This window comes from Acidovorax sp. KNOB132, from assembly GCF_057541515.1.
Genome location: NZ_BAAJYT010000090.1, coordinates 1 through 13906 on the forward strand (window position 1 = coordinate 1; position 13906 = coordinate 13906).

The following is a 13906-nucleotide window of genomic DNA, read 5'->3' on the forward strand; positions in this document are numbered from 1 at the left end:
CTGGCAGGCCGCCACGCACTGGCCCGAGCTGCGCGCCGCCGTGGCCGGCCCGGTGCGCGTGATCGTCTCCAACACCGCAGACCGCGGCTACCTGCTCGACGACCGCGACGGCCCCGCCGCGCTGCGCCCAGGCAGCGCGCCGCCGCACAGCTTTCCCGCCAAGCTGCTGGTGCTGCTGCACGGCCGCTGGCAGGCCGCGCCGCAGGCGCCGATCACGCTGCTGCCGTGCGAACTGGTCGAGCGCAACGGCGACGTGCTGCGCGATGTGGTCGCGGGCCTGGCGCGCCAATGGGCGCTGCCGGCCGAATGCACCGACTGGCTCACGGCGCACTGCGTGTGGGGCAACTCGCTGGTGGACCGCATCGTGTCCGAGGCCATCGCGCCCGTGGGCGCGGTGGCCGAGCCCTATGCCGTGTGGGTGATCGAACGCCACCCGCGCCTCACGCTGCCGTGCACGCACCCGGCCATCGTGCTCACCGACGACCTGGCGTTCTACGAGCGGCTCAAGCTGCTGCTGCTCAATGCCGGCCATACCTACCTGGCCGAGCGCTGGCAGCAGGAAGGCCGCGCCGCCGGCGAGACCGTGCGCGAGGCCATGGCCGATGCCGCGCTGCGTGCCGGGCTGGAGGCGCTCTGGGCCGAGGAGATCCTGCCCGTGTTCGGCGCCCTGGGCGCGCGCGCGCAGGCCGAGGCCTACCTCGTCGATGTGCGCGAGCGCTTCGAAAACCCGTTCCTGGACCATCGCATCGCCGACATCGCACAGAACCATGCGCAAAAAAAGCAGCGCCGCTTCGGCCCCCTGGTGGCCCTGGCGGCCGAGCACGCCCCGCACCTGGCCCAGCCACGTCTGAAGGCGGCCTTGGCCGCCGCCTGATCCTTTCATTCCTTGCTTGCCACCGACCCTGCCGCGCAGCCCCGACGATGACCACCGATCTGCAGCCCACCCCGCCCCTGGCCCTCCAGCTGGGCGCCGCCGACAACGTGGCCGTGGCGCGCCAGGCGCTGGAGGCCGGCACGCGCCTGACCATCGGCGGGCACGCCGTGCAGGTCCGGGAGCCCATCGCTTCGGGCCACAAGGTGGCGCTCGTGCCCATCCCGCGCGGCGCGGCCGTGCTCAAGTACGGCCAGGGCATCGGCACGGCCACGGCCGACATCGCGGCCGGCGACCACGTGCACGTGCACAACGTGGGCATGGCGGCATCGAGCCACGGCCACAGCGCGGGCGCGGGCTACCGGCCCACGCCCGCATCGGGCGCGTTGCAAGAAACGCTGACCTTCGACGGCTTCGTGCGCGCCGACGGCTGCGTGGCCACACGCAACTACCTGGGCGTGATCGCCAGCGTGAACTGCTCGGCCACCGTGTGCCGCCACATCGCCGACGCCTTCAAGGGCGAGGCGCTGGCCGCGTACCCGCAGGTGGACGGCGTGGTCGCCATCACCCACGGCAGCGGCTGCGGCATGGGTGGCAATGGCGAGGGGCTGGAACTGCTGCAGCGCACGCTGCGCGGCTATGCCAACCACCCCAACTTCGCGGGCGTGCTGGTCATCGGCCTGGGCTGCGAGGTCAACCAGATCGCTCCGCTGGTGGAGACGCTGACGGCGCGCGCGCCCGGCCTGTTCGCCACGCTCACCATCCAGGACGAGGGCGGCACGCGCGAGACCATCGCGCACGGCAAGGCCATCCTCGGTGACATGCTCGTGCAGGCCAACGCAGCGCGGCGCGAGCCGGTGCCGCTGCGGCACCTGGCGGTGGGCCTGCAGTGCGGTGGATCGGACGGCTACTCGGGCATCAGCGCCAACCCGGCGCTGGGCGCGGCGGTGGACCTGCTGGTGCGCCATGGCGGCACCGCCATCCTGTCGGAGACGCCCGAGATCTACGGCGCCGAGCACCTGCTCACGCACCGCGCCGCCACACCCCAGGTCGCGGCCAAGCTGCTGGAGCGCCTGGCCTGGTGGGAGCGCTACGCGGCGCTGCACGGCGGCGACCTGAACAACAACCCCTCGCCCGGCAACAAGGCCGGTGGCATCACCACCATCCTGGAAAAGTCGCTGGGCGCGGTCGCCAAGGCCGGCTCCAGCGGACTGATGGACGTGGTGGGCTACGCAGAGCCCGTGCGCACGCAGGGCCTGGTCTTCATGGATACGCCCGGCTACGACCCCGTGTCTGCCACCGGCCAGGTGGCCGGCGGCGCCAACCTGATCTGCTTCACCACCGGCCGGGGCTCCACCTACGGCTGCAAGCCCACGCCCTCGCTCAAGCTGGCCACCAACACGCCCATGTTCCAGCGCATGGCGCTCGACATGGACTTCGACTGCGGCGGCATCGTGGAAGGGCGCCAGAGCATTGCCGAGGCCGGCGAGGCGCTGTTTCGCCTCATGATCGCCACGGCTTCGGGCCAGCGCAGCAAGAGCGAGGACAACGGCCTGGGCGACAACGAATTCCTGCCCTGGCAGCTTGGGGCCGTGATGTGACGACGGACCGATGACCCACTCAATGGACGACGCCCCGATGCAACCCGACTCCCCTGCGCTCGATGCTCTGACCGTGGGCGAGCCCATGGCGCTTTTCATGGCCACCGTCCCGGGCGAGCTGCACACCGTGGCCGACTACCGCCGCGCGGCGGCCGGCGCCGAGCTGAACGTGGCCACCGGCCTGGCGCGGCTGGGGCTGCGCACCGGCTACATCACGCGGCTGGGTGCGGATTCGTTCGGCCGCTTCCTGCAGGGCGAGATGGAGCGCGAGGGCATCGACCGGCGCCACGTCGCCACCGATGCCGCGCACCCCACGGGATTCATGCTCAAAACCCGCGCCGAGGACGGCAGCGACCCGCAGATCGAATATTTCCGCAAGGGCTCGGCCGCGAGCCACCTGGGCCTGGCCGATGCGCCGCAAGGCGCGTTCCCGGCGCGCCATCTGCACCTGACCGGGATCACGCCGGCGCTGTCGCCCAGCACGCGCGAGCTGGTCTTCCACCTCGCGCGGCAGGCGCGCGCGGCGGGCGCCACGATCTCGTTCGACCCCAACCTGCGGCCCCGGCTGTGGCCCTCGCCTGGCGCCATGGCCGAATGCATCAATGCCTTGGCGGCGCTGTGCGACACCGTGCTGCCGGGCCTGGGCGAAGGCCGCACCCTCACAGGGCGCGATACCCCCGGGGCCGTGGCTGACTTCTACCTCGCCCAGGGCGCGCGGCAGGTGGTTGTCAAGCTCGGGCCGGAAGGCGCCTTCTACGCCCAGCAGGGCGGTGCGCGGGGCACCGCGCCCGGGTGCCCGGTGGCTCGCGTGGTGGACACGGTCGGCGCTGGTGACGGCTTCGCGGTGGGCGTGGTCAGCGGCCTGCTCGAAGGGCTGGACCTGGCCCGCGCCGCGGCGCGCGGCAACGCCATCGGCGCGCGGGTGGTGCAGTTCCCGGGCGACTCGGACGGGTTACCCACACGGCGGGAACTGGGCGACGGGGTCTGAGGCCTGCGCCTCGGGGACGGTCAGTGGCCTTTCATCGACAACTTGCAAAGGCGTATGGCCGAACGGGGATAGCCATTGCGAAGGCTCCAGGGACTGATGTGCCGGAGCACATGCGCTTTCAACTCGGCCAGTGCCGAGGGGGAGGGCGGCGACAGTGGGCTGGCCTGCCGCGCCTGGAACCCCGGCCGAGCGTACATGCGCAGGTTGCCTTCGTAGATGCCGTGGGGTTCCCGCACCGTGCGGTGCACGCCGAACCCGTTGCGTTGCAGCAAGGCCGTGAGGGTGGCCTCGCAAAAGTAGCTGCGGTGCGATACGTGAACCTGCTGCAGGCCGAGTCCGCGCCATGGCGCTCGGATGTCGGGCACCTCGATGACCAGCCATCCCTCGGGATCGATCAGCGCCGCTGCCCGCTGCAGCGCCTTCCCCGGATCCTCCAGATGCTCCAGGACATGGAACAGGGTGATCAGCCGGGGCCGGAAAGGCAGCACCGTTCCTTCGTCCAGACCCCGGTCGAGGACATGCCCACCCAGTCCGAGCGTGTGCACGGCATGCTCGCGCTGCGGTCCCCCGGGCTCCAGTCCCAGATATTGCCCACAGCCATGGCCGCGGCAGGCATCGAGGAAAAAGCCCAGGCCTGCGCCGATGTCCAGCACCGAGTCGATCGGACCGATCACCGCGCTGATCTCGCTGTGCCGATAGCCGGCGATCATCCGGTAGTTCCACAGGCTGTGGGCGTCGGGCGGCTGCTTCATCAGGCGGGGATAGAAATGGGCATAGAACCGGTCCTGCGCCTCGCCCTGCAGCCCGCGCGCCAGATACACCAGGCCACAAGCGCGACAGCTCGACAGGTTCACTGTCAGAAAGTAACGGTCACGGCGCCATATCAGATGGGGATCGTGCCCGCCGCAGGCAGGGCAGGGCAGTTCCACCAGTTGCTGGTTGAGACGCTGCAGATCGGCAATCAGTGCAAAGGGCTGGGTGGCTGGCATCGCATTCCGTGCGCCATGGACATTCGAAATCCGTTCGGAAGATTGCCTGGAAGGGGCAGCCTCGGTGAACGGTGCAAAACGCGGGCATCAGCGGGCGGGCTCCGCTGCCCCATCGCCTGCGGCCCATTCCTCGGCTTGCCAGCCGATTCCTGCACCTCCAAAGGACGGTGGAGTCACATTGGACGAACCGGTACTGTGCCTTGGCGGGACCGCGGTCACGATCGGCGAATGTATAGCAATATTGCGGGGTGGATACGGCGGCGCAGGCCATTTTCATGCAGGGTCTTCAGCCGCAGGCGTCCGCGCGTGACCGGCCGTTGCGGCCGCATGCCACGGACTCGCGGTCACTGCTCCGTGTAGTGGTAGGTCAGCCCGCCATCCACCGAATGGGTGCCGCCGGTGATGTAGCCCGCGTCCTCGCTCGCCAGGAACGCGACCAGCCCTGCCACGTCCTCCGGCACACCCAGCCGGCCCATGGGGATCTGCGCTTGCAGCGCCTTGAGCTTGGCCGGGTCGTTCAGCAGTTTTTCGTTGATGGGCGTGGCGATCGCGCCCGGCGCCACGTTGTTGATGCGGATGGACAGCGGCGCCAGTTCGCTCGCCAGATTGCGCGCCAGCATGCGCAGCGCACCCTTGCTGGCGCAGTACGAGGCGAAGTGGGGGAACGCGATCTCTTCGTGCACCGAGCTGATGTTCACCACGGCGCCTCCGCGCTGCAGCGCGCGGCGGTGGCGAACGAAAGCCTGGGTGGCGAAGAACAGGCCCTTCACGTTGGTGTCCATCACCAGGTCGTAGTCTTCTTCGGTCACGTCCCAGAAATCGGCATGGCGCTCCACGCCGGCGTTGTTGACCAGGATGTCCAGGCCGCCCAGCGCCTCGACCGCGCGCTCGACCAGCGCGGTGGCCGCGCTGGCGGTGCCGATGTAGGCCGGCACGTAGACCGCGCGGCGGCCCAGTGCCTGGATCTGTTCGATGAGTTCGCGCGGGCCGCCATCGGGCTTGCGGCCATTGAGCACGACGTCGGCGCCCTCGCGGGCGAAGCGCAGCGCGATCGCGGCACCGATGCCCTGGGTGCTGCCGGTGACGAGGGCGGTTTTCTGGGAAAGGCGTGGCATGGGAATGGTCGGTGGGAGTGAAGGACAGGCCGGCGGGCGAGGCGCCGGGCGATGTGCCATTTCATCCCCGTTGGGCCGCCCGCTGTGTCAGCCAATGGCGCAAGGCCCGGAGCGCGGCGGCTTTTCCCGCGCCGGCCGGCGCTCAGGGGCGCCCGAGTCGTCCCGCACCCCGGGACAACCACGGCGCATGCGGGTTCACGCGGCCATGGCGGTCCCCGGCTTTGGCCCCGCAGGCTGGATTCCGAACCAGATCGAATACATGGCGGGCAGGAAGACCAGTGTCAGCACCGTCCCCGCCAAGGTGCCGCCGATCAGGGTGTACGCCAGCGTTCCCCAGAAAACCGAATGCGTGAGCGGAATGAACGCCAGGACGGCCGCCAAAGCGGTCAGGATGACCGGGCGGGCCCGCTGCACGGTGGCCTCCACGACGGCGTGGAACGGGTCAAGTCCCTCCTGTTCGTTGTGCTGGATCTGCCCGATCAGAATCAGGGTGTTGCGCATCAGGATCCCCGACAGTGCGATCAGCCCGACGAGCGCGTTGATGCCGAACGGTTGTTGGAACAGCAGGAGCATGGGCACGACGCCGATCAGGCCCAGCGGGCTGGTCAGGAACACCATCACCATCGCGGACATCGAGCGTACCTGCAGGATGATGATCATCAGGGTCACGGCGATCATGATCGGGAACAGGGGAATCATCGCCGCCATCGCTTTGCCGGACTCCTCGATGGCGCCTGCTTCATCGATGCGGTAGCCCGCTGGCAATGCATCCTTGATCGGCTGCAATTTCCGGGAGATCGCTGTGGACACGTCCGGTGGCTGCAGGTCCTCCGCAATGTCGCCCCGTACCGTGATGGTCGGCATGCGGTCGCGGCGCCGCAGGATCGGTTCTTCCATGCGGATCTCGAACTCGCCCAATTGCGAGAGCGGAATTCGCTGGCCCGTCACCGTCGTGAGCGTGAAGTCCGCAACCTTTGCCGGGTCCAGACGGTTCGCGCCAGCGGACCGGGCCGTGATCTGGACCGTGCGGATGTCTTCGCGCACCGATGTCACGGGTACGCCGCTGAGCAGGAACTGCAATTGCTGGGCTACCCCGGCCGATGTCAGGCCGACGGCCTGCAGGCGGTCTTGCTGCAGCTTGAAGTGCAGTGCCGGGGTGCGAACGCCCCAGTCCACGTTCACCGTGCGCATCATCGGATCCGACTGCATCGTCTCTTGCATCTGCGATGCGATCACGCGCAGCTTTGCGGGGTCAGGTCCCGAAACGCGGTAGGCCACCGGAAAAGGCGAGTAGGGGCCGAACACCAACTGCGTGACGCGAACCCTGGCCTCGGGGGCTAGCCCCTGGGCAATCGCATCGCGCAGGCGCGCCTTGAGGGCTTCGCGCTCATCCTGGTTGTCGGTGCGCACCACGATCTTCGCGAACGACGGGTCCGGCAGTTCCGGCGAGATGGCCAGGAAGAAACGGGGCGCACCCTGGCCGACATAGGCCGTGACGATTTTCGACTCGGGCTGTTTTGACAGCCACGTTTCCACTTTTTCCGTGGCCACGCTGGTCTGATCAATTGACGTGCCATACGGCATCTGGATTTCCACCAGCACTTCGGGGCGGTCCGATGTCGGGAAGAACTGCTTTTTCACGACGCCCATGCCCAGTACGGCCAGCACCATCGCCAGTACGACGGCGGCCACCACGAGCCACTTGCGCGCGATGACGCTTTCCAGCGTGCGGCGAAAGCGGGCGTAGCGCGGCGTGTCGTACATCGCAGCGTGGCCACCTTCGATTTTCTTCAGGTCTGGCAGCATCTTCACGCCCAGGTAGGGCGTGAACACCACCGCGACCACCCAGGAGACGATCAGCGCGATGCCCACGATCCAGAACATGTTGCTGGTGTATTCGCCCGCGGTAGAGCGCGCGAAGCCGTTGGGCATGAAACCCACGGCGGTGACCAGCGTTCCCGAGAGCATCGGCGCTGCGGTGTGGCTCCATGCGTAGGCGGAAGCGGCCGTGCGGCTGAAGCCTTCCTCCATCTTCACCACCATCATCTCGATCGCAATGATGGCGTCGTCCACCAGCAGGCCCAGTGCGAGGATGAGCGAGCCGAGCGTGATGCGGTCGAAGTTCTTGCCGGTGGCCGCCATGATCACGAACACCGCGGCCAGCGTGAGGGGCACGGCGGCGGCCACCACCACGCCCACGCGCCAGCCCATGCTGACGAAGCAGACCACCATCACAACCACGAGGGCCGCGAAGAACTTGACCATGAATTCATCCACCGAGGCATTGATGTTCACGGATTGATCGGTGACCTTGGACAGGGCCATGCCCAACGGCATGCCGGCGTTGATCGCTGTCACCTCGGTGTCCAGCGCCTTGCCCAGGTCGAGGCCGTTCCAGCCATCGCGCATGACCACGCCGATCAGCAATGCCGGTTCTCCGCCGTTGCGGATCAGAAAGGTCGAGGGGTCTTCGTAGCCACGCTTGACGGTGGCAATGTCCGAGAGCACCACCGTGCGGCCCTGCGCGGCGATCGGGGTGTTGCGGATTTTCTGCAGTTCGTCCAGCGCGCCATCGATGCGGATGAAGACCTGCGGGCCCTTCGTTTCGATGGAGCCCGCGGGGGTCAGCGCGTTCTGGTTGTTCAACGCGGTGAATATCTCCTGCGGTCCGATGCCCAGCGTTGCCAGCCGCTCGTGTGAGAACTCGACATAGATGCGCTCGGATTGCTCGCCAATGATGTTGATTTTCTTGACCCCTGGCACGTGCAGCAGGCGCTGCCGCAGCGCTTCCGCATCGCGGGCCAGTACCCGCTGCGGCTCGCCCTGCGCCTTGAGGGCATACAAGGCGAACGTGACGTCGGCGTATTCGTCGTTCACCATCGGGCCGATCACGCCGCCCGGGAGGTTGCGGGCCTCGTCGCCGAGTTTCTTGCGCGCCTGGTAGAACTCTTCCTGCACCGTGGACGGCGGGGTCGAGTCCTGTAGCGTGAGGGTGGTGAACGCCAGTCCTGGCCGGGTGAATGTTTCGGTGCGGTCGTACCAGCGCAGTTCCTGCAACCGCTTTTCGAGCTTTTCAGCCACCTGATCCTGCATTTCCTGCGCTGTTGCACCAGGCCATGCCGTGACGATGGTCATCACCTTGACGGTGAAGGCGGGGTCCTCGGCGCGGCCCAGTTTCAGGAAAGAGACCACGCCCGCCAGCGAGATCAGGAGGATCAGGAAGAGCGTGATGGAGCGCTCGCGGACCGCCAGCGCGGAAAGGTTGAAGCGTCCCTCACTCACGGCCGGCTCCCGCAGGCGCCAGCGTCTTCACCGGCACTGCGTCTGCCAAGCGGACGGAGGCCCCTTCGCGCAGCAGGTGGGCCCCAAGCGCCACGATCGTGTCGCCTGCCTTGAGCGAGCCCGTGACATAGGCGTGGTCGTCCTCGATGCTGGCGATCGAGACGGGCCGGCGAGACACCTGCGTGCCCTGGACCTGCCACACGGCAGCGCCCTGGCCCTCGTCCACGATGGCGCCCAGGGGGACCCGCAAGGCAGGGGCTCCAGGGCGGCCGCCGCCCGGAAGGCGCACCGTGACGGTGGTTCCGAGGGGCGCCTGTGCCAGCGGGCCTTCGAGCACATAGCGTGCCTCGAAGGTGCGGGTCACGCGGTCGGCCGAATCGGACAGCTGGCGCAGCCGGGCTTGCACCGGCGTGCCTTCGCTGCCGAATAGCGTCGCCTGCGCGTTGGAGCCCACGGTGGGCCGAAGCGTTTCGGGCACGTGGATGACCGCTTCCCGCTTGCCGGAGCGCGCGATGCGTACCACCGTCTGGCCCGCACCCACCACCTGGCCGGGCTCGGCCAGCGTTTCCATCACCACACCATCGGCATCGGCGACCAGCTCGGCATAACGCGTGGTGTTCCCCGCGACCTCCGCCTGCGCCTGTGCGGCCTTGAGCTGGGCCTTTGCCGAGTCGGCCGCCGCCTTGACCTGGTCATAAGCCGACGCGGAGATGGCGCCGGTGCCGCGCAGATCGCGGTACCGCGCCTCTTCGTCGCTCGCCTGCTCGGCGCGGGCCTTGGCTGCCGCAACCGATTCCTGCTGGGCGTTTGCTGCAAGCCGCAGGTCGATGGGGTCCATGCGCAGCAGCAATTGGCCTCGCTTGACGGTCTGCCCTGCGTCCACCAGCCGCTCCAGCACCTTGCCCGGAACGCGAAAACCCAGATCGCTCTGGACGCGGGCGGCCACTGTGCCCGTGAAAGCCCGCAGGCTCGCGTTGCCGGGGGCAACCACAGCGGTGCGCACCAAAGGGGGCTCGGTCCGGGGATCAGGGGGTTGGTTTTTGCCGCAGGCGACAAGGGCAAGCGGCAGCGCAAAGAGCGCGGCAAGGGGCAGGGAGCAGTGCCGAGGCATGGGAGTCCTGAAAAACAATCAGGACTCGATTTTGTGATTTGTGACCATTAATGTCAATGGTCACAAGTTCGGTTCAAGGCGAAAGGCTGCGCAGCACCAGGTTGGCCAGTTGGCTCGAAGCGCGCTCCGCGTGGTGAAGGCTGTGTTGCAGCAGCCAGGGATTCAGGTACGGCCGCATGACGAGGAAGATGGCGTCGCCGGCCTCGTCCAACGGTGTCTTGCGCTCGAAATCGCCCGACTTGCGCCCCGCCTCGAGGATCTCGTTGAGGAGCTGCCGTATGCGTTTTTTCATACGCGGCCGCAGACTGCCAGCCTTCCGTGGCCGCCGACGCGGCGATCTCATAAAGCTTGCTGTCCTGGGACAGCAGCTTCAGCGTGGACTGCACGATCGCCTTGAACATGCGCCGCAGCTGTTCGGGAGGGTGGCCTCCCTCCTCCACCGCCTGTCGGATCTCGGCCTCGATTTCCGCCAGGCAGTGGGTGCAGATCATCTCGCCGATGACCTGCTTCGATTCGAAGAATTTATAGACGTAGGCCTTGGAGAAGCCGATGGCCTTTGCCAGGTCGGACACGGTGGTTTTTTCGTAGCCATAGCGGCTGAAGTGCTCTTTGGCGGCGGTGGCGATCTGTGCCCGCACGTCGTGATCGGCGGGGCCGCGCGTGGGCATCGGTGAAGCGGTAGGGGTACTCATGGGTCTGAGCTTAACGCCCTGCCAAAAATATCACAACGAGTGACTAATAACGTATATAGTCACAACATCCAAGCCACCGTATTTCCCCATGTTTCGCACTCGCCATGCTCTGATGACCCTCGTCGCCACGCTGTCCGCCGGATGTGCGGTCGGCCCGGATTACGTACGGCCGGTGCCGGCCATGCCCGGCGCATACCAAGGCGACTCTGGCCAGGCCCGGCAAAGCCCGGGAACCGCCCTTGCGGATGCCGACCTTGCCGCATGGTGGCCGGCCTTCGGTGATCCGCAGCTCACCCATTTCGTCACGCTGGCGCTGGAGCAAAACGGGGAGCTTGCCCAGGCGTCAGCCCGTGTATTGCAGGCCAGGGCAGGGCTGCAGGCCGCCGGGGCCGCATTGGCACCGGCAGTGGGCGTTGCGGCACAGGCATCGAGGGCTTACCAGTCAGTGGAAACCCCGCTGGGGCAGGTGCTGAATTCGTCCCCCGGCTTCGATCGTTACGGCAGCGCGTATGAGGCCAATCTCTCCGCCGGTTGGGAGCTGGACTTTTTCGGGGGGCTCGAGCGCGGGATCCAGGCGCCCGGGCCGACTTCGAAGGGTCGCAAGCGGGAGCGGCCGCGGTGCGGCTGGCGGTGGCTGCGCAGATCGCCGACACCTACATCATGGTGCGTGGCCTGCAGGCGCGCATCGAGATTGCGCAACGGCAGGTCAAGACACAGCAGGGGCTGCTCTCCATGATCCAGTTGCGGTTCGACAAGGGCCTGGCGTCGGAGTTGCAACTGCGCCAGGCCGAAGGGGCGCTCGCGCGGGTAAAGGCCTCGATCCCCGTATCGCAGGCAGCCCTGGAAGCCGCGATGAACGCAATGGACGTGATGCTGGGCACCCATCCGGGCACCCATCGCGCCGCGTTGTCCGTCCCCCGCCCCGTGCCGGCACTGCCGCAGATCGGATCCGGCGGTGCGCCGGGCGACTTGCTGCGCCGCCGTCCGGACCTGATCGCCGCCGAGCGGCGGCTGGCCGCCAGCAGCGCACGCATCGGCGTTGCCGTGGCCGAGTATTACCCGAAGGTCTCGCTCAGCGGCCTGCTGGGCAGCGCCACCGCCATTTCCAGCGGCAACCTCTTCACCGGCGGGGCGGCTCAGGCCGGCGCCACCGTGGGCCTGCGCTGGCGGCTGTTCGACTTCGGCCGCATTGACGCCCAGATCCGGTACGCCGAGGCACAGGAGGCCGAGGCACTGGCAGGCTATCGCCACGCCGTGCTGCGCGCAACCGAGGAGGTGGAAAACGCGCTGTCCTCGTTCCAGCGCCGACGGGAACAGGCCGACCTGTTGGCTGCGGGTGCCGACGCGCTCACGCGGGCGCGGGATGCTTCGGCGGCCGCTTTCGACAAGGGCGTCGTCAGCCTGATCGAAGTCCTGCAGGCCGACGAGGCGCTGCTCGGCGTGCTCGATGGGCAGGTCCAGGCGCAAACGGAATCCGCGCGATCGGCCATTGCCATCTTCAAGGCGCTGGGCGGCGGGTGGGTGCCGGAGAAAGCGCCGCCGGCCGTCCTTTCCGGCCTTTCGCCCGTTCCAGCCGATCGGCCCTTTCGCTTCGCCGATGCGGCGCCACCCGTTGCGTCAGCGGCGGGCACAGAGCGGCGCTGAGCCGTTTGCGTGCCCGTGCCTTGGAAGGCTTTGTTCTTTCCCTCCCTCACCACAGGAGCTCCCATGCCGAACACGAAATCCAACCCATCCCGTCGTCTCACCCGCCCAATGCTGGCCGCTTTCGGGGCCGCCGCCCTGGCCGCATCGCTTGCCCTGCCTGCGCAAGCCCAGACCCCCCCGGGCGAAGCCCAGGAAAAGGACAGCCGCCTCACACGCGCAGAGGTGGTTGCCGACCTCGCGCTGTGGCGGCGTGCGGGCGTGGACCGTTACGACGTGCTGGCGCACTCCTATGGCCTGGAGAAAGAGGCGTACCGCGCCGCATACCAGGAATACCTGCGCTTGCGCAACAGCGACCAGTTCCAGCTGGAAGTGCAGAAGGCTTTGAACAAGTGATCGGGGCGGCTCGTGGCCGGCGGGCCCGGGTCCGTCTCATCGGGATTGATGCAACCAGCCCAGCCCGGCGGTGGTCCCCCCCGGTCCCAGGCCGCGCGCGGGCCGGTATTCGCAGCCGATCCAGCCCGGGTAGCCCAGTTCGTCCAGCAACTGGAACAGGTAGGGGTAGTGGACCTCGCCCACATCCGGCTCGTGCCGCTCGGGCACGCCCGCGATCTGGATGTGGCCTACCCGGCCCGTGGGCACGTACTGGCGGATCTGGGTGGCCAGGTCGCCTTCGACGATCTGGCAGTGGTACAGGTCCATCTGCACCTGAACGTTCGGCGCGCCGATCTCGGCCAGCAGCGCATGGGCCTCGTCCTGGCGGTTCAAAAAGTAGCCGGGCATGTCCCGCCCGTTGATGGGTTCGATGAGGATCTGCAGCCCGTGCGGCGCGGCCATCGCGGCTGCCACGCGCAGATTGGCCACATAGGTGGCGCGCACCTCGCCCCGCGTGCGGCCGGCCGGCAGCAGTCCCGCCATCACGTGGATGCGCGGCGACTGCAGCGCTTGCGCGTAATCGATCGCCTGCACCATGCCGGCGCGGAACTCCGCCTCGCGCCCCGGCAGGCAGGCCGTGCCGCGCTCGCCCGCGTCCCACTGGCCCGGTGGCGCGTTGAACAGCACCTGTTCGAGGCCATGGGCCTGCAGGCGCGCCGCCAGTTCGGCGGGCGGGTGGGCGTAGGGAAAGAGAAATTCCACCGCACGAAAGCCATCGCGTGCGGCCGCGGCGAAGCGGTCGAGGAAATCGAACTCCGGGTAGAGCAGGGACAGGTTGGCGGCAAAGCGGGGCATGTGAACAGGCTTTCTGGCGCGGGCGATGTGGGTGAGTGTCTTTGATGGCCGGGCCGTAGCGGGGAGCGCGATGGCGCTGAATGGTGGAATCCACCCAGGCGCAGCCGGTCTACTGCGTTGTCGATGAATTGTCATATTGGAAAGCCATCATGGCCGCTTCCACCACAGCGATACAGCCCCGTTTCGGGCCTGCCCACGATGACACGCCGCGCTCACGATCCAAACGCCATTGGGAGAACAAGCTGCCAAGTTTTCCGGACCGCCTGCAGGGCAAGGAATCCTTGAGCGAGCTGTTTGTATTGGATGTGGATCTGCTGAGCGAGAGCAAGTCCCTCGACCCCAAGGCGCTGCTGGGCAAGCACGCCACGGTGGAGGTGGAGACCGAA

10 protein-coding genes and 2 pseudogenes are annotated in these 13906 nt (G+C 67.9%); 6 read left to right on the forward strand and 6 right to left on the reverse strand.

Annotation, left to right across the window (positions count from 1 at the left end; all coding sequences use genetic code 11):
- The 3 genes from AC27IO_RS13320 to AC27IO_RS13330 all read left to right on the forward strand — a co-directional run.
- The coding region (locus tag AC27IO_RS13320; protein ID WP_498739194.1) for a mannitol dehydrogenase family protein at positions 1-874 on the forward strand (874 nt) is incomplete at its 5' end.
- Between the two features lie 47 nt (positions 875-921).
- Entirely contained in the window at positions 922-2472 is a 1551-nt protein-coding gene (locus AC27IO_RS13325; protein ID WP_498739195.1) for a UxaA family hydrolase, read from the forward strand.
- 37 nt (positions 2473-2509) lie between these two features.
- Positions 2510-3460 carry a sugar kinase gene (locus tag AC27IO_RS13330; protein WP_498739196.1) on the forward strand — a complete coding sequence of 317 codons (951 nt, stop codon included), beginning with the start codon at positions 2510-2512 and terminating at the stop codon, positions 3458-3460.
- Between the two features lie 20 nt (positions 3461-3480).
- Here AC27IO_RS13330 and AC27IO_RS13335 read toward each other — a convergent pair whose 3' ends face one another.
- The 5 genes and pseudogenes from AC27IO_RS13335 to AC27IO_RS13355 form a co-directional block, all read right to left on the reverse strand.
- Entirely contained in the window at positions 3481-4449 is a 969-nt protein-coding gene (locus tag AC27IO_RS13335; RefSeq protein WP_317352450.1) for a class I SAM-dependent methyltransferase, read from the reverse strand.
- A 344-nt stretch (positions 4450-4793) separates the two neighbouring features.
- Positions 4794-5564, reverse strand: a complete 771-nt coding sequence (locus tag AC27IO_RS13340; RefSeq protein ID WP_498739197.1) for an SDR family NAD(P)-dependent oxidoreductase — start codon at positions 5562-5564, stop codon at positions 4794-4796.
- Positions 5565-5759: 195 nt separating this feature from the next.
- Positions 5760-8846: an efflux RND transporter permease subunit gene (locus AC27IO_RS13345; protein WP_498739198.1), complete on the reverse strand. Its 3087-nt coding sequence runs from the start codon at positions 8844-8846 to the stop codon at positions 5760-5762.
- Positions 8839-9957 carry an efflux RND transporter periplasmic adaptor subunit gene (locus tag AC27IO_RS13350; RefSeq protein WP_498739199.1) on the reverse strand — a complete coding sequence of 373 codons (1119 nt, stop codon included), beginning with the start codon at positions 9955-9957 and terminating at the stop codon, positions 8839-8841. Before AC27IO_RS13350 ends, AC27IO_RS13345 begins: the two co-directional genes overlap by 8 nt.
- A gap of 73 nt (positions 9958-10030) precedes the next feature.
- A pseudogene (locus AC27IO_RS13355) lies at positions 10031-10649 on the reverse strand (TetR/AcrR family transcriptional regulator).
- 88 nt (positions 10650-10737) lie between these two features.
- Between AC27IO_RS13355 and AC27IO_RS13360 the strand changes: the two are divergent.
- Together AC27IO_RS13360 and AC27IO_RS13365 are read left to right on the forward strand one after the other, a co-directional pair.
- Positions 10738-12293, forward strand: a pseudogene (locus tag AC27IO_RS13360) (efflux transporter outer membrane subunit).
- 63 nt (positions 12294-12356) lie between these two features.
- Entirely contained in the window at positions 12357-12686 is a 330-nt protein-coding gene (locus AC27IO_RS13365; protein ID WP_498739200.1) for a DUF4148 domain-containing protein, read from the forward strand.
- 36 nt (positions 12687-12722) lie between these two features.
- Here the strand turns inward: AC27IO_RS13365 and otnI are convergent, their stop codons facing one another.
- A complete protein-coding gene (gene otnI / locus AC27IO_RS13370; RefSeq protein WP_317352431.1) occupies positions 12723-13520 on the reverse strand; it encodes a 2-oxo-tetronate isomerase in 798 nt (265 codons plus the stop codon).
- Between the two features lie 149 nt (positions 13521-13669).
- Here otnI and AC27IO_RS13375 point away from each other — a divergent pair.
- A partial coding sequence (locus AC27IO_RS13375; protein ID WP_498739201.1) for a hypothetical protein occupies positions 13670-13906 on the forward strand: 237 nt, incomplete at its 3' end.